Source organism: uncultured Streptococcus sp. (assembly GCF_963516575.1).
Taxonomy (GTDB): Bacteria; Bacillota; Bacilli; order Lactobacillales; family Streptococcaceae; genus Streptococcus.
Genome location: NZ_CAUQCP010000032.1, coordinates 1 through 16,484, shown reverse-complemented (window position 1 = coordinate 16,484; position 16,484 = coordinate 1). Strand labels below are relative to the sequence as shown.

Sequence of the window (16,484 nt, the reverse complement as noted above, 5' to 3'; positions counted from 1 at the left end):
TATAGTTTTATATAATGTGACTGGAAACTGGTTAAACAAGTAGTCAAAGATGCGAGTGTATAAGGCGACTATGTATTGGTATCGTCTTGAAAGCGTAAAACAAACTGGTCAGGGTGGCTAGTTTGTGGTATAATGAAAGAGACTCAAAAAGAAACAGGAGAAAAATGATGGATTTACTTTTAGCAATTGTATTGATTGTGCTAGCTTTTCTAGGAGGAGCTCTTGGAGGAATGTACTTGGTTCGTAAGCAAATCGAAAAAGAATTCGCTGACAACCCACGTTTGAATGCTGAAGCAGTTCGTACTCTTTTGAGTGCAAATGGTCAAAAACCAAGCGAAGCCAAGGTACAACAAGTGTACCACCAAATCATCCGCCAACAAAAAGCAGCCCTTGCTAACAATAAAAAGAAAAAATAAATAAGGAAAAGTCTGGGATGAAAGTTCCAGACTTCTCACTATGTTGGTTATGGTTTAGGGATGAGACTTTTTCCTTGCATTCTATTGATATTTGATTATGATTAAGAGAGATAGTTGTTGATTAGGCTGTCATTATTCAGTTCATAAGGAACGGTAATCATAATGAACTATCAATCAGAAAAAAGACTAGAAAGAAGACTGTATGGATAATCGACCAATTGGTTTTTTGGATTCGGGTGTCGGGGGCTTGACCGTTGTGCGCGAGCTCATGCGCCAGCTTCCCCATGAAGAAATCGTCTATATTGGAGATTCGGCACGGGCGCCCTATGGTCCCCGTCCTGCTGAGCAAATTCGTGAATATACTTGGCAGTTGGTCAACTTTCTTTTGACCAAGGATGTCAAAATGATTGTCATTGCTTGTAATACTGCGACTGCCGTCGTCTGGGAAGAAATTAAGGCTCAACTAGACATTCCCGTCCTAGGTGTGATTTTGCCAGGAGCTTCGGCAGCTATCAAGTCCAGCCAAGGTGGGAAAATCGGAGTGATTGGAACGCCTATGACGGTACAATCAGATATCTACCGCCAGAAAATCCATGATCTGGATCCGGACTTACAGGTGGAGAGCTTGGCCTGTCCCAAGTTTGCTCCCTTGGTTGAGTCAGGTGCCCTGTCAACCAGTGTCACCAAGAAAGTGGTCTATGAAACCCTGCGTCCCTTGGTTGGAAAGGTGGATAGCCTGATTTTGGGCTGTACCCATTATCCACTCCTAAGACCTATTATTCAAAATGTCATGGGGCCCAAGGTTCAGCTCATCGATAGTGGAGCAGAGTGCGTACGAGATATCTCAGTCTTACTTAATTATTTTGAAATCAATCGTGGTCGCGATGCTGGACCACTCCATCACCGTTTTTACACAACAGCCAGCAGCCAAAGTTTTGCACAAATTGGTGAAGAATGGCTGGAAAAAGAGATTCATGTGGAGCATGTAGAATTATGACAAATAAAATTTATGAATATAAGGATGAACAGGACTGGTATGTCGGGTCCTATGGTATTTTTGGTGGCGTCCGGACGTTGACGGATGATGATTTGGATTTTCCTCTATTGGAGTTTGCCCAAAGATTTCGAGATGAGGATCGAGGTTTTCCTGTTTCTGTTACTGTTTTACGCTATGGTTCTCTCTACCGTTTATTGTCTTTTGTGGTAGATATCCTCAACCAAGAAATGGGACGAAATCTGGAAGTCATCCAACGTCAGGGGGCTTTTCTCTTGATTGAAAATGGGCAACTCCTGCATGTAGCATTGCCTAAAGAAGGTGTTGATGTAGAAGCTTTCTTTGAGACAAGCAAGGTCAGAGAAACCTTATTGATTGCGACTCGAAACGAAGGCAAGACCAAGGAATTCCGAGCTATCTTTGACAAGCTAGGCTACGATGTGGAAAATCTTAATGACTATCCTGACCTGCCTGAAGTAGCAGAAACAGGCATGACCTTCGAAGAAAATGCCCGCCTCAAGGCAGAAACCATTTCTCAATTAACGGGCAAGATGGTTTTGGCAGATGACTCAGGTCTCAAAGTCGATGTCCTTGGTGGCTTGCCAGGTGTCTGGTCAGCTCGTTTCGCAGGTGTGGGAGCTACTGACCGTGAAAACAATGCCAAACTCTTGCACGAATTGGCCATGGTCTTTGAACTCAAGGACCGCTCGGCTCAATTCCATACAACCCTAGTCGTAGCCAGTCCAAACAAGGAAAGCTTGGTTGTTGAAGCAGACTGGTCTGGCTACATTAACTTTGAACCCAAGGGTGAAAATGGATTTGGTTACGATCCTCTCTTCCTTGTAGGAGAGACAGGTAAGTCCTCAGCTGAATTAACCCTTGAAGAAAAAAATAGTCAATCTCACCGTGCCTTAGCCGTTAAGAAACTTTTGGAGGTATTTCCATCATGGCAAAGCAAACCATCATTGTAATGAGCGATTCTCATGGCGATAGCTTGATTGTGGAAGAAATCCGTGATCGCTATGTAGGCAAAGTTGATGCCGTTTTTCATAACGGCGATTCTGAACTGCGTCCTGATTCTCCCCTTTGGGAGGGCATCCGAGTTGTTAAAGGGAACATGGACTTTTACACCGGCTACCCAGAACGTTTGGTGACCGAGCTTGGTTCGACCAAGATTATCCAAACTCATGGTCACTTGTTTGACATTAATTTTAACTTTCAAAAGTTGGACTACTGGGCTCAGGAGGAAGAGGCTGATATCTGCCTCTATGGTCACTTGCATGTGCCAAGCGCTTGGATGGAAGGCAAAACCCTCTTTCTAAATCCAGGTTCTATCAGTCAACCACGTGGGACTATCAGAGAATGTCTCTATGCTCGTGTGGAGATTGATGACAGTTATTTCAAAGTGGACTTTTTGACACGAGACCATGAGGTGTATCCGGGCTTGTCCAAGGAGTTTAGCCGATGATTGCCAAGGAGTTTGAAACTTTCTTGTTGGGGCAGGAGGAAACATTTTTGACTCCTGCTGAAAATCTGGCTGTGTTGATTGATACCCACAATGCGGATCATGCGACCCTCTTGCTCAGTCAGATGACCTATACCCGTGTTCCCGTTGTGACAGATGAAAAACAGTTTGTTGGGACGATTGGGCTCAGAGATATTATGGCTTATCAGATGGAGCATGATTTGAGTCAAGAAATTATGGCGGATACGGATATTGTTCATATGACGAAAAGGGACGTAGCGGTCGTCTCGCCTGATTTTACTATTACAGAGGTCTTGCACAAGTTGGTAGATGAGTCCTTCTTGCCGGTTGTGGATGCATCTGGGATTTTCCAAGGAATTATCACGCGCAAATCTATCCTCAAGGCAGTCAATGCCCTCTTGCATGACTTTAGTAAGGAATATGAGATTCGATGCAAATGAGAGATAGGATTTCAGCCTTTTTAGAGGAAAAGCAGGGCTTATCTGCCAATTCTAAGCAGTCCTATAAGTATGATCTGGAGCAATTTTTAGACATTGTGGGTAATCGGATTTCTGAGACCAGTCTCAAGATTTACCAAGCCCAGCTAGTCAATCTAAAGATCAGCGCTCAGAAGCGAAAGACTTCGGCCTGTAATCAATTTCTCTACTTTCTCTATCAAAAAGGAGAAGTGGATAGCTTTTATCGTTTGGAATTAGCTAAACAAGCTGAACAGAAGACCGAAAAGCCAGAATTGTTAGACCTAGACTCTTTTTGGAAAGAAAGTGACTATCCAGAGGGGCGCTTGCTGGCTCTTCTTATCTTGGAAATGGGGCTCTTGCCAAGTGAGATTTTAGCTCTCAAGGTTGCAGATATCAATCTGGATTTTCAGGTGTTGCGAATCAAGAAGGCTTCCCAACAGAGGATTGTCACCATTCCTACGACCTTGCTGTCAGAATTGGAACCCTTGATGGGCCAGACCTATCTCTTTGAAAGGGGAGGGAAAGCCTATTCTCGTCAGTGGGCTTTTCGTCAGCTAGAATCCTTTGTCAAGGAGAAAGGTTTCCCAACCTTATCCGCCCAAGCCTTGCGGGAACAGTTCATTCTACGACAAATTGAAAAGAAGGTCGATTTGTACGAAATTGCAAAAAAATTAGGATTAAAAACAGTCCTGACCTTAGAAAAATATAGATAATGGATATTAAATTAAAAGATTTTGAAGGGCCCCTGGACTTGCTTTTGCACCTGGTTTCTAAGTACCAGATGGATATCTACGATGTGCCTATTACGGAAGTCATTGAGCAGTATCTAGCCTATGTCTCAACCCTGCAGGCTATGCGTCTGGAAGTGACGGGCGAGTACATGGTTATGGCCAGTCAGCTCATGTTGATCAAGAGTCGCAAACTACTTCCAAAGGTAGCAGAAGTGACAGACTTGGAGGATGACCTAGAGCAGGATCTTCTTTCCCAAATCGAAGAATATCGCAAGTTCAAGTTCTTGGGTGAGCACTTGGAAGCCAAGCACCAAGAACGGGCCCAGTATTATTCCAAAGCGCCGACAGAGTTGATTTACGAAGATGCGGAGCTTGTTCATGACAAGACGACCATTGACCTCTTTTTGGCTTTTTCAAATATCCTAGCCAAGAAAAAAGAGGAGTTTGCACAGAATCACACGACTATCTTACGGGATGAGTATAAGATTGAGGACATGATGGTCATCGTAAAAGAGTCCTTGACTGGACGAGATCAATTGCGCTTGCAGGATTTGTTCAAGGAAGCCCAGAATGTCCAAGAGGTCATTACCCTCTTTTTGGCAACTCTAGAGTTAATCAAAACCCAGGAGCTGATTCTTGTGCAAGAGGAAAGTTTCGGAGATATTTATCTCATGGAAAAGAAGGAAGAAAGTCAAGTGGCCCAAAGCTAGACTTGATAGAGAGGAAAGATGAGTACTTTAGCAAAAATAGAAGCGCTCTTGTTTGTAGCGGGTGAAGATGGGATTAGAGTCCGCCAGTTAGCTGAACTCCTCTCTCTGCCACCGACAGGCATCCAACAGAGTTTAGAAAAATTAGCTCAGAAGTATGAAAAGGACCCAAATTCCAGTTTGGCTCTGATTGAGACAGGGGGCGCTTATAGATTGGTGACCAAGCCTCAATTTGCAGCCATTTTGAAGGAATACTCTAAGGCACCTATCAACCAGAGTTTGTCTCGGGCTGCCCTTGAGACCTTGTCCATCATTGCCTACAAGCAGCCCATCACACGGATAGAAATTGATGCTATCCGTGGAGTCAACTCGAGTGGGGCTTTGGCAAAGTTGCAGGCTTTTGACCTAATCAAAGAAGATGGGAAAAAAGAAGTGTTGGGGCGTCCCAACCTCTATGTGACTACAGATTATTTCCTAGATTACATGGGGATAAATCATTTGGAAGAATTGCCAGTGATTGATGAGCTTGAGATTCAAGCCCAAGAAAGCCAATTGTTTGGTGAAAGGATAGAAGAAGATGAGAATCAATAAGTATATTGCCCACGCAGGTGTGGCCAGTAGGAGAAAAGCAGAAGAGCTGATCAAGCAAGGCTTGGTGACGGTTAATGGCCAAGTGGTGCGTGAACTAGCAACGACCATCAAGTCAGGCGACAAGGTTGAAGTTGAAGGTCAACCTATCTACAATGAAGAAAAGGTCTATTATCTGCTTAACAAACCACGCGGTGTCATTTCCAGTGTGACAGATGACAAGGGCCGCAAGACGGTTGTCGACCTCTTGCCCAACGTGAAAGAGCGCATCTACCCTGTAGGTCGTTTGGACTGGGATACATCAGGTGTTTTGATTTTGACCAATGATGGGGATTTTACGGATGAAATGATTCACCCTCGTAATGAGATTGACAAGGTTTATGTCGCGCGTGTTAAAGGTGTTGCCAATAAGGACAATCTCCGCCCCTTGACCCGTGGACTTGAGATTGATGGTAAGAAAACCAAGCCGGCTGTCTATGAGATTCTCAAAGTGGACCCAGTCAAAAACCGCTCTGTGGTGCAGTTGACTATCCATGAAGGGCGTAACCACCAGGTTAAAAAGATGTTTGAATCTGTCGGTCTCCAAGTAGATAAGTTGTCACGAACCCGTTTTGGACATCTAGACTTGACAGGACTCCGTCCAGGAGAATCCCGTCGTCTTAACAAAAAAGAAATCAGCCAACTACATACTATGGCTGTAACCAAGAAATAATGAAACGAATTTTGATAGCGCCTGTGCGCTTTTACCAACGGTTTATCTCACCAGCCTTTCCACCCTCTTGTCGCTTTGAGCCTACCTGCTCAAACTATATGATTCAGGCTATTGAAAAACATGGCTTCAAGGGTGTTTTGATGGGCTTGGCTCGGATTTTACGTTGCCATCCCTGGTCGAAAACAGGTAAGGACCCCGTCCCAGACCACTTTTCACTCAAACGGAATCAAGAAGAAAAATGAGGTTGGGCAAAAATATTTTAGTGAAATGATAAAAACGCATCCTATCAGGTTTGAGTGATTCTGATAGGATGCGTTTTATCATGTAAAGATGTTAGTTGATACTCAATGAAAATCAAAGAGCAAACTAGGAAACTAGCCGCAGGTTGCTCAAAGCACTGCTTTGAGGTTGTGGATAAGACTGACGAAGTCAGTTACCTATATCTACGGCAAGGCGACGTTGACGTGGTTTGAAGAGATTTTCGAAGAGTATGAGTTTGAAGTTGCTTATTTCAAGCCTTTTTGTGCGTCTTCAATCATGAGTTTTGTTGATTCAAGTCCGCCTCCGCTTAGATACCAGAGGTCTGGTGTTAGTTGGATGATCTTACCATTTTTAGCGGCAGGTGTTTCAGCGATAAGGGCATTTTCTAGGACGCCATCGTTGCTTGAGTTGTCACCACCGATGGCAAGGGTACGGTTAATAACAAAGAGGATATCAGGATTGATTTCTTTGACACTTTCAAAGCTGACTTCTTGTCCGTGGCGAGAATCTTCAAATTGAGTATCAGTTGGCTTGAATTTCAAGGTTTGATACAAGAAAGAAAAACGAGATTGGGCACCAAAGGCAGCCATTTTTCCTTCATTGAGGAGAATGGCAAGGGCTTTTTTGTCAGAACTTTCGTTTTTAGTAGCGACTTCTTGGATGCTCTTGTCTAGCTTGACCAACTCTTCCTTGGCTTTCTGTGTACCATTTTCTCCGAAGGCACCTGCTAAGGATTCAATATTAGTTTTAGTTGAAGTCCAGTAGTCGTCCTTACTTGCTTGGAAGAGAACAGTCGGAGCGATTTCCTTGAATTTATCTACGAATTTTTGTGTACGTAGGGAAGCAATAATCAAATCAGGCTCAAGGGCAGCGATGGCTTCTAAATCAGGTTCTTTCATAGAACCAACATTTTTAACTTTTCCAGCTAGGTCTTTGAGATAGGTTGGTACTGTTTTTGTAGGCATTCCAACGATATTTTTTTCAAATCCTAGAGCACGAATAGTATCCGCAGCACCAAGGTCAAAGGTAACAATTTTTTCAGGAACTTTTGAAAGTTTGACTTCGTCTAGTGAACTTTTAATGATTATCTCTGTTGGAGCAGAGTTGCTTGTTTCCGACTGACTAGTGCTTGAGTTTGTATTTGTACTGCATGCACCAAGTAGAAGCAAAAAGCTGGCCACTAGGGCAGTGAGGTAAAGTTTAAGGGATGTTTTCATGATTTCTCCTTTTTAAAATGTGATAACGATTTAGGGAGTCTCTTTGTCTTATTGACTAAGAGACTGAAGGTTCTCTAACTTGAACTTCTATGTTACTAGCTATAGATACAGATCTTTTTGCCATTGATATCAGCTAGCGTGATGGGAATTTCATAAAGTTGACTGAGCAGGTCAGCCTGCATGATTTGATCTGTTCTTCCCTTGCTAAAGACTTGACCGTCTTTGAAGGCGACAATTTCATCTGCATACTGACTAGCCATGTTGATATCGTGGAGGACGATGATAATGGTCTTCCCTAGTTCCTCCACCAGTCGCCGAAGAATCTGCATCATGCTGACACTTTGCTTGATATCGAGATTGTTGAGCGGTTCGTCCAGCAAGATAAAGTCTGTATCCTGGGCCAGTACCATGGCGATAAAGACACGTTGGAGCTGTCCACCAGACAGACTATCGATGTAACGGTCTTTTAAGTTGGTCAGTTCCAGATAGTCCAGAGTTTCTCGGATTTTTTCCCAGTCATCTGCTCTCAGTTTACCACGACTGTAGGGAAAACGTCCAAAACTGACCAGTTCTTCAACGGTTAATTTGGCTTGGTAATTGATTTTCTGCTTTAGGATAGTAAGTTCTTTGGCTAGTTCTTGGGAATTCCAGCTTTCGATTTCACGACCTTTGATACTGAGAATCCCCTGATCTTTCTTGGTCAGTCTGCTCATGATGGAGAGGAGAGTCGATTTTCCAGCACCATTTGGACCAATAAAGGCTGTCAGTTTCTGAGGACTGACTTCAAGGGTAATGCCTTGCAAAATATCCTGTTTTTGAATGGATTTGTCAATGTTTTCCAGTTTCACCGACGTGCCCTCCTGTAAAGTAAGATAAAGAATAAGAAGCCCCCCACACTCTCAATGATCATGCTGATGCGAATTTCTAGTGCAAAGACTCGTTCGATGAGAGCTTGCCCCAAGGTCAAACTAATAAATCCAATCAGAATTGCTACGATAAAGAGCAACTTGTGCCGATAATCTTTGACGATTAGGTAGGTGAGGTTGGCCAGCATAAAGCCGAAGAAGGCCATAGGCCCTACCAAGGCAGTGGCCGTTGAGGTCAAAAGCACGATTCCCCAGAGGAACTCTCTCTGTTCTTTTTCAACATCGAGTCCCAGTATCTGAGCCGTTTCTCTTTGCAGGTGCAAGACATCCAGAATGACTGCTTTCCGAAAGAAAAAGATAGTCAAGACGAGGATGATCAAAGAACCGATGGCTAGGATGGAAGTGTTGAGATGTTGAAAGGAAGCAAAGAGACTGTTCTGCAGTTTATCGTATTCATTTGGATTCATCAGGACCTGAAGGAAGGTACTGATATTTCGAAAGAGACTTCCGAGTGCTAGACAAATCAGCAGGATGAAGACCAGGTCTTGCTTCATCAGTGTCTTCAAGTAGCCTTGTAAGGCGAGAAAGAAGAGGGATTGAAGCAGAAGTAAAACTAGGAATTCTAAGATAGGGGACTTGCCAAGTTGAAGAAACTTGCTTTCAAAAACCAGCAGTAGGGTTTGTAGTAGGACATAGAAGGATTCGATTCCCAAGATACTAGGTGTCAGGAAGCGATTTTCCGTCAGGGTTTGAAAACTAATGGTTGAAATCCCAGTCGCGATGGCCACCAAGAGATAAACGACGATTTTTTGGGAACGCAACTTCCAAGCAAAGGCAGACAGATGGGTGATGGGCCAAAAGTAGAGGAGACAAGCTCCGATGGCCAGAATAATGAGAAGGCTGAAGAGCTTGGTATGTTTGCTTTTAGACTGCATCTTTTCGTCCCCCTCTCCAAAGAAGTAGGATAAAAACGAGGCTACCAATGATTCCTAGTAGAAGACTGACAGACAGCTCATAGGGCCGAATCAAGACTCGAGAGAGGATGTCGCAGGCCAGAACTAGATTGGCACCGACCAGTACGACCATGAGTTTGGTCTGGTTTAGATTATCTCCGTAGCGCTTGCGAACTAGATTGGGAACGATGACCCCGAGAAATGGCAAGCCACCCACGGTAATCATGGTGACACTTGTCGTTAGCGCAACTAGAAAAAGGGCCAGCTTTTCAAGCAGGGAGTAGGAAATCCCCAGACTCTCACTGGTTTCCTTGCCCAGATTCATGATGGTAAAGGTTTGGGACAATTTCCAAACGGCAATCAGGATAATGAGGCCTAAGAAGAGCCACTCATACTGATGAGTCTGAATCATGGAGAAGGAACCTTGGGTCCAAGCAGTCATACTCTGAACCAGATTGAACCGATAGGCGATAACTTCTGTCACAGAGCCGATAATTCCACTATAAATAATCCCAATCAGAGGCAACATCCACCTTTCCTTTACAGTAAAAATGGTCATAAAGGCTAGAAAGAAGAGGGTGAATATGATGGATGAAACAAAAGCAAAGACCATCTTTTGGGTCAGACTAGCCGATGGAAAGACAAAGAGGCTCAATACCATTCCTAGTTTGGCGGCTTCAGTAGTTCCAACTGTACTCGGAGCAGCAAACTGATTTTGGGTAATAGTCTGCATGAGAAGTCCTGCCATACTCATACTAGAGGCCGTTAGGAGAATACTAATCGTCCTTGGAAGACGAGACTCTTGAAATAGAAGCCAAGTCTGCTGATCAAAAGCAAAGAGTTTTCCCCATGAAAAATCACTGGTTCCAATGCTAATAGAGAGAAAGACTAGGAGTAGAAGTAAGGCAATTAAATAATGAGAAAGTTTCATACCCAGTCCTTTCATGTAGATTTGGTATCGAAAGATACCTGCAGATATAAATGTAACACGATTTTTTTAATCTGTCAATAAATTTTCTGACAATTTAACAAATAAAGCAAGGAGAGAGTACCAGGACTTTCTCCTCTGTTATCTTATTCCAAAATATTTTTACCCTCTTTAACTCGCCAACGATAGTCTGATAAAATAATATCTTCGAGGGAGTAGCTAGCCTGCCAGTTAAGAAATTGTTTAGCTTTTGATGCATCTGCTAGGACGCTAGCTGGGTCACCAGCACGACGAGCAACAATCTCGTGTGGGATTTTTTGATCCAGCAATTTTTCAGCAGTTTTAAAGATTTCTTTGACAGTATAGCCTTTCTCAGTTCCTAAGTTAAAGATTTGAGAAGAACTGTCTTCTTGGAAGAGGTAATTCATCCCTTTAACATGTGCTTGTGCAAGGTCCAAGACATGAATGTAATCCCGAATACATGAACCGTCACGTGTATCGTAGTCATCTCCAAATATTTTTAGACTCTCATTTTGTCCCAATGCGGTCTTGTTGATGTTGGGAATGATGTGAGTTGGATTTTTCACACGCAGACCGTTTGAAGCATCCATTTCAGCCCCAGCTACATTAAAGTAACGGAAAATGACATATTTCCAGTCGTAGCGATTGGCCATCCAGTAAATCATTCGTTCACCCATCAGTTTTGTCTCTGCATAAGGGTTGACAGGGTCGAGCAAGGTATCTTCAGTTGCTGGCTTGTCAATACAGTTATTGCCATAGAGAGATGCAGTTGAAGAGAACATGATTTTTTGGATGCCAACTTCAGATAAGACTTTGAGAACTTGGTTCATACCAGCGACATTGGCAGTGAAGTATTTGCTTGGATTTTCAATACTTTCGCTCACAACAATTTCACCTGCACAATGAAGAACAGCATCAATCTTATTTTCTTCCAAGTAAGTTTTTAAGGCACTAGCATCATAAACATCCAGTTGTTTAAAGCTAGCACGACTATCCACAGCCGAACGATTTCCTGTAGAGAGATTATCTAGGACATGCACCTGATAGCCTGCATTTAAAAGAGCTTTAACGGTATGGGAGCCAATATAGCCAGCTCCACCTGTAACAAGAATTGTTTTTGTCATGATTTTTTCCTTTTCTAGTTTTGTACTATTTTAAAGAAAGAGGAGGTGAAAGTCAACTATTTTCTGCGAATTTTGTGAAAAACTGAACGAATATATCATTAGATTGTTTTTTTGTTTGGGAATTAATGATTTGGTTAATCTTGGAGAGTTTCTTAGATTTTATCTCACATGAAAGAGAATACAATCTTTTTCTAAGATACAGCAAGAATACGATACTAATTTAGAAATCCACCTTCCCGCTATCCTTCTCCTATAAAAAGTGGTAAAATGGATGAAAGAAAGAAGGAACTGAAATGACAACATTATTTTCAAAAATCAAAGAAGTAACAGAACTTGCTGCGATATCAGGCCATGAAGCGCCTGTCCGTGCCTATCTTCGTGAAAAGTTGACACCGCATGTGGATGAAGTGGTGACAGATGGCTTGGGTGGTATTTTCGGGATCAAGCATTCAGAAGCTGCGGATGCGCCGCGCGTCTTGGTCGCTTCTCACATGGATGAAGTTGGTTTTATGGTCAGCGAGATCAAGCCAGACGGTACCTTCCGTGTCGTAGAAATCGGTGGTTGGAATCCTATGGTAGTCAGCAGCCAACGTTTTAAACTCTTGACTCGTGATGGTCGTGAAATCCCAGTGATTTCAGGTTCTGTTCCTCCACATTTGACTCGTGGAAAGGGTGGACCAACCATGCCAGCCATTGCCGATATCGTTTTTGATGGTGGTTTTGTGGACAAGGCTGAGGCAGAAAGTTTTGGCATCCGTCCTGGTGACACCATTGTCCCTGATAGCTCTGCTATCTTGACAGCCAATGAAAAAAATATCATCTCAAAAGCTTGGGATAACCGCTACGGTGTTCTTATGGTAAGTGAGCTGGCAGAAGCTTTATCAGGTCAAAAACTCGGAAATGAACTCTATCTTGGCTCTAACGTCCAAGAAGAAGTTGGGCTTCGTGGTGCCCATACATCTACAACCAAGTTTGACCCAGAAGTTTTCCTCGCAGTTGATTGCTCACCAGCAGGTGATGTCTACGGTGGTCAAGGCAAGATTGGAGATGGAACCTTGATTCGTTTCTACGATCCAGGTCACTTGCTTCTCCCAGGTATGAAGGATTTCCTTTTGACAACGGCTGAAGAAGCTGGTATCAAGTACCAATACTACTGTGGTAAAGGCGGAACAGACGCTGGCGCAGCTCATCTGAAAAATGGTGGTGTCCCATCTACAACTATCGGTGTTTGCGCTCGTTATATCCATTCTCATCAAACCCTCTACGCTATGGATGACTTCCTAGAAGCTCAAGCTTTCTTACAAGCTTTGGTGAAGAAATTGGATCGTTCAACGGTTGATTTGATTAAAAATTATTAAACTTAAGGAGGTGGTAGGGATGGTAGAATCAAACCTAGAAAGCCTTGTAAAAGATCTTTACAATCATGCTCGACATGATTTGAGTGAAGATTTAGTTGCTGCTCTCCTAGAGACTGCTAAAAAACTGCCTACTACAAATGAGCAATTGCTGGCAGTTCGTCTCTCAGGTCTGGTCAATCGTGAATTGCTCCTAAAACCCAAACATCCAGTACCTGAGTTGCTCAACTTGGCTCGTTTTATCAAAAGAGAAGAAGCCAAGTACAGAGGAACTGCAGCTTCTGCGCTCATGTATGGAGAGCTCTTTAAAATGCTTTGATTCCATTGTGAATCAAAGCATTTTTTTATATGGCAGAAAAGCTATTCTTGATGAGGAGAAGAAAAAAGCCATCCCATTTAGGATAGCTTCTTGGTACTTATACTCAATGAAAATCAAAGAGCAAACTAGGAAACTAGCCGCAGGCTGTACTTGAGTACGGCAAGGCGACGTTGACGTGGTTTGAAGAGATTTTCGAAGAGTATTAGATTTGTTCAGCAATGACCTTTTCAGCCAGATTCATAGCGTGGTCTGATACACGAGTGTAGTGGGAAATGATGTCAATAAAGTTGACCCCAGCTTGTGTTGAACACTCACCCTTGTTGAGACGTTTGATATGGGTCTTTCTGAGAACACGTTCTATATTGTTGATTTCTTTATGGCGTTCAATCAGACTTTGAGCTTTTTCGATATCATTGTTTTCCACGCTATCAAGGGCATCCTTGATAAAGCCAGTAGTTTTTTGATAGATATCAGTCAATTCCTGCAAAGCAGCTTCAGAGAACTCAACATTTTTACGTTGAAGGTAGTCAGTTAGATTGATTAGCGCTTCTGCGTGGTCCCCAATCCGTTCCAAATCGCGGGATGAATCAAGGATATTGGTGAGCACTTCACTTTCTTTCTGGCTAAGGGCTTCACTTGAAAGAGTAATCAGGTAACGAGTCAATTTTTCATCAATGGTATTGATGGCTTCTTCTGTCTTGTGGCCTTTTTCAGCAACCTTTTCATTAAGGTCAATGATGTAGTTGTATGAAAGGTCAAAGGCTTTAGAAGCATAATTTCCCAAGTGAAGGAGTTCTTTTTTAGCATTTCCAAGAGCGATTGATGGAGCTTGTTTAATCAAATGCTCATCAAGATAAAGTGGCTCGTACTTCACAACTTCATCTTCACCAGGGATGAGCTTGATTACAAAGAAAGCCAAGGCTCCGATGAATGGAAATTGTACGATGGTGTTACTTACGTTAAAGGCACCGTGAGAGAAGGCAATAGTCATCTCAGGTGAGAGGTGAAGGAGTGCTTGGGAATACTCAATCATAGCAGTGAAGGGGCCTAAGAAGATTAAGCAAAGAATAGTTCCTAAAACGTTAAAGGTAACGTGGGTTGCAGCAACGCGTTTCGCAGAGACATTGGCTCCAGCTGCCGCGATGATAACGGTTAAAGTTGTTCCGATATTATCCCCGAATAGAACTGGTAGAGAACCATTAAGGTCAAGGAAGCCACCTGCATAGAGCCCTTGCAAAATCCCTATTGTCGCAGAAGAGGCTTGGATGAGAACGGTAATCACTGCTCCAGCAAAAACTCCTAAAATAGGGTTTTGTCCCAAGGTTATCATATATTCCTTGAATTGCGGTAAATCTTTAAGAGGACTCATACCAGCACTGATGAGGTTTAGAGCGTAGAAGATTCCCCCTACACCAAATAGGATGCGCCCGATATTGTTTGCTGTTCTGTTTTTTGTAAAGAAGAGGAACATGGTTCCAAGGAAAATCAGGGGTAAAGCATACTCGCCAAGCTTGAAACCGATGATAAAGGAAGTAACAGTGGTTCCGATGTTGGCTCCCATGATAATTCCGATAGCTTGTCTAAGAGTGAGAAGACTAGCGCTGACCAGTCCAACCGTGATAACTGTAACCCCTGTACTTGACTGAATTAGGGCAGTTACGACAATCCCGACTAGAACACCTAAAAAGGGATTGCTGGTGTACTTGTCAATGTAAAAACGAAGGCGATCTCCAGCAGCTTGTTGCAAACCGTCTCCCATGGTCTTGATACTATATAAGAATAGTCCCAGACCACCTAAAAAGTGAAATAAAATTTCCTGCCAATTAATGGACATTTCTTTTTCCTCCGAAAAATAATAACGGAATTTCTCCTATTCTATTTTAAAGGATAAAAGTAAATCTAACAAGTGTTTAGATGAAATTTTAGAAAGAAAATTCGTTAGGAAAATAAAAAATAATACACTCTGACATGACATGAAGATTAAATATCGAAAAATCTTGTGAAATCTTTCCTTATATTTCCAAAGTGTGATATAATAGTTTCGAATAAAATAAATAAAGGGGTTTTTGTAACATGGCAAAACTTACTGTTAAAGACGTTGACTTGAAAGGTAAAAAAGTCCTCGTTCGTGTTGACTTCAACGTACCATTGAAAGATGGCGTAATCACTAACGACAACCGTATCACAGCAGCTCTTCCAACTATTAAGTACATCATCGAACAAGGTGGACGTGCAATTCTTTTCTCTCACCTTGGACGTGTGAAAGAAGAAGCTGATAAAGCTGGTAAATCACTTGCTCCTGTAGCAGCTGACTTGGCAGCAAAACTTGGTCAAGATGTTGTGTTCCCAGGTGTAACTCGTGGTGCTGAATTGGAAGCAGCTATCAACGCTCTTGAAGATGGACAAGTTCTTTTGGTTGAAAACACTCGTTACGAAGATGTTGACGGCAAGAAAGAATCTAAAAACGATCCTGAACTTGGTAAATACTGGGCATCACTTGGAGATGGTATCTTCGTAAACGATGCATTCGGTACAGCTCACCGTGCACACGCATCTAACGTTGGTATCTCAGCAAACGTTGAAAAAGCAGTTGCTGGTTTCCTTCTTGAAAACGAAATTGCCTACATCCAAGAAGCAGTTGAAACTCCAGAACGTCCATTCGTAGCGATCCTTGGTGGTTCAAAAGTTTCAGACAAGATCGGTGTTATCGAAAACTTGCTTGAAAAAGCTGATAAAGTCCTTATCGGTGGTGGTATGACTTACACATTCTACAAAGCACAAGGTATCGAAATCGGTAACTCACTTGTAGAAGAAGACAAATTGGATGTTGCGAAAGCTCTTCTTGAAAAAGCAAACGGTAAATTGATCTTGCCAGTTGACTCAAAAGAAGCTAACGCATTTGCTGGTTACACTGAAGTGCGTGACACTGAAGGTGAAGCAGTTTCTGAAGGTTTCCTTGGTCTTGACATCGGTCCAAAATCTATCGCTAAATTTGACGAAGCTTTGACTGGTGCGAAAACAGTTGTATGGAACGGACCTATGGGTGTATTTGAAAACCCAGACTTCCAAGCTGGTACAATTGGTGTGATGGACGCTATCGTGAAACAACCAGGCGTTAAATCAATCATCGGTGGTGGTGACTCAGCTGCCGCAGCAATCAACCTTGGCCGTGCAGACAAGTTCTCATGGATCTCTACTGGTGGTGGAGCATCAATGGAACTTCTCGAAGGTAAAGTTCTTCCAGGACTTGCAGCCTTGACAGAAAAATAAGATTTCATAAATGAATCAAAGAAGAGAGGGATGAAAGTTCCTCTTTTCTTTTGCTTAAAATAAAAACGCTTCCTCTCA

General features: G+C 42.7%; 20 protein-coding genes. 14 read left to right on the top strand and 6 right to left on the bottom strand.

Annotated features, from left to right (window positions below; genetic code table 11):
• Positions 1 to 167 precede the first annotated feature (167 nt).
• The 11 genes from RWM06_RS06695 (at position 168) to RWM06_RS06645 (ending at position 6,565) form a co-directional block, all read left to right on the top strand.
• On the top strand, positions 168 to 416 hold the full coding sequence (locus tag RWM06_RS06695; protein WP_000364990.1) for a YneF family protein: 249 nt from the start codon (positions 168 to 170) through the stop codon (positions 414 to 416).
• A gap of 202 nt (positions 417 to 618) precedes the next feature.
• On the top strand, positions 619 to 1,413 hold the full coding sequence (gene racE, locus RWM06_RS06690) for a glutamate racemase (RefSeq protein WP_000370376.1): 795 nt from the start codon (positions 619 to 621) through the stop codon (positions 1,411 to 1,413).
• The gene (locus tag RWM06_RS06685) at positions 1,371 to 2,381 is read left to right on the top strand and encodes a nucleoside-triphosphate diphosphatase (protein WP_399553533.1); all 1,011 of its coding nucleotides are present in this window, start codon (positions 1,371 to 1,373) and stop codon (positions 2,379 to 2,381) included. The genes racE and RWM06_RS06685 overlap by 43 nt, the downstream gene beginning before the upstream one ends.
• On the top strand, positions 2,357 to 2,878 hold the full coding sequence (locus tag RWM06_RS06680; protein ID WP_313970561.1) for a metallophosphoesterase: 522 nt from the start codon (positions 2,357 to 2,359) through the stop codon (positions 2,876 to 2,878). The genes RWM06_RS06685 and RWM06_RS06680 overlap by 25 nt, the downstream gene beginning before the upstream one ends.
• Positions 2,875 to 3,336 carry a cyclic-di-AMP-binding protein CbpB gene (cbpB, locus tag RWM06_RS06675; RefSeq protein WP_078352865.1) on the top strand — a complete coding sequence of 154 codons (462 nt, stop codon included), beginning with the start codon at positions 2,875 to 2,877 and terminating at the stop codon, positions 3,334 to 3,336. The genes RWM06_RS06680 and cbpB overlap by 4 nt, the downstream gene beginning before the upstream one ends.
• Positions 3,333 to 4,067 (top strand): site-specific tyrosine recombinase XerD, encoded by a 735-nt coding sequence (gene xerD / locus RWM06_RS06670; RefSeq protein WP_313970560.1) that lies wholly within the window; start codon positions 3,333 to 3,335, stop codon positions 4,065 to 4,067. The genes cbpB and xerD overlap by 4 nt, the downstream gene beginning before the upstream one ends.
• Positions 4,067 to 4,795 carry a segregation/condensation protein A gene (locus tag RWM06_RS06665; protein ID WP_313970559.1) on the top strand — a complete coding sequence of 243 codons (729 nt, stop codon included), beginning with the start codon at positions 4,067 to 4,069 and terminating at the stop codon, positions 4,793 to 4,795. The genes xerD and RWM06_RS06665 overlap by 1 nt, the downstream gene beginning before the upstream one ends.
• Before the next feature lie 18 nt (positions 4,796 to 4,813).
• Positions 4,814 to 5,383: an SMC-Scp complex subunit ScpB gene (gene scpB / locus RWM06_RS06660; RefSeq protein WP_313970558.1), complete on the top strand. Its 570-nt coding sequence runs from the start codon at positions 4,814 to 4,816 to the stop codon at positions 5,381 to 5,383.
• On the top strand, positions 5,370 to 6,092 hold the full coding sequence (locus RWM06_RS06655; RefSeq protein ID WP_261076117.1) for a pseudouridine synthase: 723 nt from the start codon (positions 5,370 to 5,372) through the stop codon (positions 6,090 to 6,092). The genes scpB and RWM06_RS06655 overlap by 14 nt, the downstream gene beginning before the upstream one ends.
• Complete coding sequence (yidD, locus tag RWM06_RS06650) at positions 6,092 to 6,334, top strand: membrane protein insertion efficiency factor YidD (RefSeq protein ID WP_000821624.1); 243 nt, start codon at positions 6,092 to 6,094, stop codon at positions 6,332 to 6,334. Before RWM06_RS06655 ends, yidD begins: the two co-directional genes overlap by 1 nt.
• Positions 6,335 to 6,439: 105 nt before the next feature.
• The gene (locus RWM06_RS06645; protein ID WP_258953720.1) at positions 6,440 to 6,565 is read left to right on the top strand and encodes a hypothetical protein; all 126 of its coding nucleotides are present in this window, start codon (positions 6,440 to 6,442) and stop codon (positions 6,563 to 6,565) included.
• A gap of 33 nt (positions 6,566 to 6,598) precedes the next feature.
• Here the strand turns inward: RWM06_RS06645 and RWM06_RS06640 are convergent, their stop codons facing one another.
• The 5 genes from RWM06_RS06640 to galE all read right to left on the bottom strand — a co-directional run bounded on the left by RWM06_RS06640 (position 6,599) and on the right by galE (position 11,462).
• A complete protein-coding gene (locus tag RWM06_RS06640; RefSeq protein ID WP_313970557.1) occupies positions 6,599 to 7,570 on the bottom strand; it encodes a siderophore ABC transporter substrate-binding protein in 972 nt (323 codons plus the stop codon).
• Positions 7,571 to 7,665: 95 nt separating this feature from the next.
• Complete coding sequence (locus RWM06_RS06635) at positions 7,666 to 8,418, bottom strand: ATP-binding cassette domain-containing protein (RefSeq protein WP_313970556.1); 753 nt, start codon at positions 8,416 to 8,418, stop codon at positions 7,666 to 7,668.
• Positions 8,415 to 9,371 carry an iron chelate uptake ABC transporter family permease subunit gene (locus RWM06_RS06630; RefSeq protein ID WP_313970555.1) on the bottom strand — a complete coding sequence of 319 codons (957 nt, stop codon included), beginning with the start codon at positions 9,369 to 9,371 and terminating at the stop codon, positions 8,415 to 8,417. Before RWM06_RS06630 ends, RWM06_RS06635 begins: the two co-directional genes overlap by 4 nt.
• Positions 9,361 to 10,320, bottom strand: a complete 960-nt coding sequence (locus RWM06_RS06625; RefSeq protein ID WP_313970554.1) for an ABC transporter permease — start codon at positions 10,318 to 10,320, stop codon at positions 9,361 to 9,363. Before RWM06_RS06625 ends, RWM06_RS06630 begins: the two co-directional genes overlap by 11 nt.
• A 143-nt stretch (positions 10,321 to 10,463) precedes the next feature.
• Positions 10,464 to 11,462, bottom strand: coding sequence for a UDP-glucose 4-epimerase GalE (gene galE, locus RWM06_RS06620; RefSeq protein WP_313970553.1), 999 nt, complete (start codon positions 11,460 to 11,462; stop codon positions 10,464 to 10,466).
• A 293-nt stretch (positions 11,463 to 11,755) separates the two neighbouring features.
• Here galE and pepA point away from each other — a divergent pair, with 293 nt between their 5' ends.
• Both pepA and RWM06_RS06610 read left to right on the top strand, forming a co-directional pair.
• Positions 11,756 to 12,820, top strand: a complete 1,065-nt coding sequence (pepA, locus tag RWM06_RS06615; RefSeq protein ID WP_267240693.1) for a glutamyl aminopeptidase — start codon at positions 11,756 to 11,758, stop codon at positions 12,818 to 12,820.
• A gap of 19 nt (positions 12,821 to 12,839) precedes the next feature.
• The gene (locus RWM06_RS06610; RefSeq protein ID WP_313970552.1) at positions 12,840 to 13,136 is read left to right on the top strand and encodes a bacteriocin immunity protein; all 297 of its coding nucleotides are present in this window, start codon (positions 12,840 to 12,842) and stop codon (positions 13,134 to 13,136) included.
• 202 nt (positions 13,137 to 13,338) lie between these two features.
• On the opposite strand, the gene RWM06_RS06605 is transcribed toward RWM06_RS06610, so the two are convergent.
• Positions 13,339 to 14,970: a Na/Pi cotransporter family protein gene (locus RWM06_RS06605; protein WP_313970551.1), complete on the bottom strand. Its 1,632-nt coding sequence runs from the start codon at positions 14,968 to 14,970 to the stop codon at positions 13,339 to 13,341.
• A 239-nt stretch (positions 14,971 to 15,209) separates the two neighbouring features.
• On the opposite strand from RWM06_RS06605, the gene RWM06_RS06600 reads away from it, so the two are divergent.
• Positions 15,210 to 16,406, top strand: a complete 1,197-nt coding sequence (locus tag RWM06_RS06600; RefSeq protein WP_001096743.1) for a phosphoglycerate kinase — start codon at positions 15,210 to 15,212, stop codon at positions 16,404 to 16,406.
• The last annotated feature ends 78 nt before the right edge of the window (positions 16,407 to 16,484 follow it).

Coding starts and splice junctions, on each gene's coding strand:
- RWM06_RS06695 (WP_000364990.1), top strand. CDS start 168: ATGGATTTACTTTTAGCAATTGTATTGATTGTGCTAGCTTTTCTAGGA.
- racE (WP_000370376.1), top strand. CDS start 619: ATGGATAATCGACCAATTGGTTTTTTGGATTCGGGTGTCGGGGGCTTG.
- RWM06_RS06685 (WP_399553533.1), top strand. CDS start 1,371: ATGGCTGGAAAAAGAGATTCATGTGGAGCATGTAGAATTATGACAAAT.
- RWM06_RS06680 (WP_313970561.1), top strand. CDS start 2,357: ATGGCAAAGCAAACCATCATTGTAATGAGCGATTCTCATGGCGATAGC.
- cbpB (WP_078352865.1), top strand. CDS start 2,875: ATGATTGCCAAGGAGTTTGAAACTTTCTTGTTGGGGCAGGAGGAAACA.
- xerD (WP_313970560.1), top strand. CDS start 3,333: ATGAGAGATAGGATTTCAGCCTTTTTAGAGGAAAAGCAGGGCTTATCT.
- RWM06_RS06665 (WP_313970559.1), top strand. CDS start 4,067: ATGGATATTAAATTAAAAGATTTTGAAGGGCCCCTGGACTTGCTTTTG.
- scpB (WP_313970558.1), top strand. CDS start 4,814: ATGAGTACTTTAGCAAAAATAGAAGCGCTCTTGTTTGTAGCGGGTGAA.
- RWM06_RS06655 (WP_261076117.1), top strand. CDS start 5,370: ATGAGAATCAATAAGTATATTGCCCACGCAGGTGTGGCCAGTAGGAGA.
- yidD (WP_000821624.1), top strand. CDS start 6,092: ATGAAACGAATTTTGATAGCGCCTGTGCGCTTTTACCAACGGTTTATC.
- RWM06_RS06645 (WP_258953720.1), top strand. CDS start 6,440: ATGAAAATCAAAGAGCAAACTAGGAAACTAGCCGCAGGTTGCTCAAAG.
- RWM06_RS06640 (WP_313970557.1), bottom strand. CDS start 7,570: ATGAAAACATCCCTTAAACTTTACCTCACTGCCCTAGTGGCCAGCTTT.
- RWM06_RS06630 (WP_313970555.1), bottom strand. CDS start 9,371: ATGCAGTCTAAAAGCAAACATACCAAGCTCTTCAGCCTTCTCATTATT.
- RWM06_RS06625 (WP_313970554.1), bottom strand. CDS start 10,320: ATGAAACTTTCTCATTATTTAATTGCCTTACTTCTACTCCTAGTCTTT.
- galE (WP_313970553.1), bottom strand. CDS start 11,462: ATGACAAAAACAATTCTTGTTACAGGTGGAGCTGGCTATATTGGCTCC.
- pepA (WP_267240693.1), top strand. CDS start 11,756: ATGACAACATTATTTTCAAAAATCAAAGAAGTAACAGAACTTGCTGCG.
- RWM06_RS06610 (WP_313970552.1), top strand. CDS start 12,840: ATGGTAGAATCAAACCTAGAAAGCCTTGTAAAAGATCTTTACAATCAT.
- RWM06_RS06605 (WP_313970551.1), bottom strand. CDS start 14,970: ATGTCCATTAATTGGCAGGAAATTTTATTTCACTTTTTAGGTGGTCTG.
- RWM06_RS06600 (WP_001096743.1), top strand. CDS start 15,210: ATGGCAAAACTTACTGTTAAAGACGTTGACTTGAAAGGTAAAAAAGTC.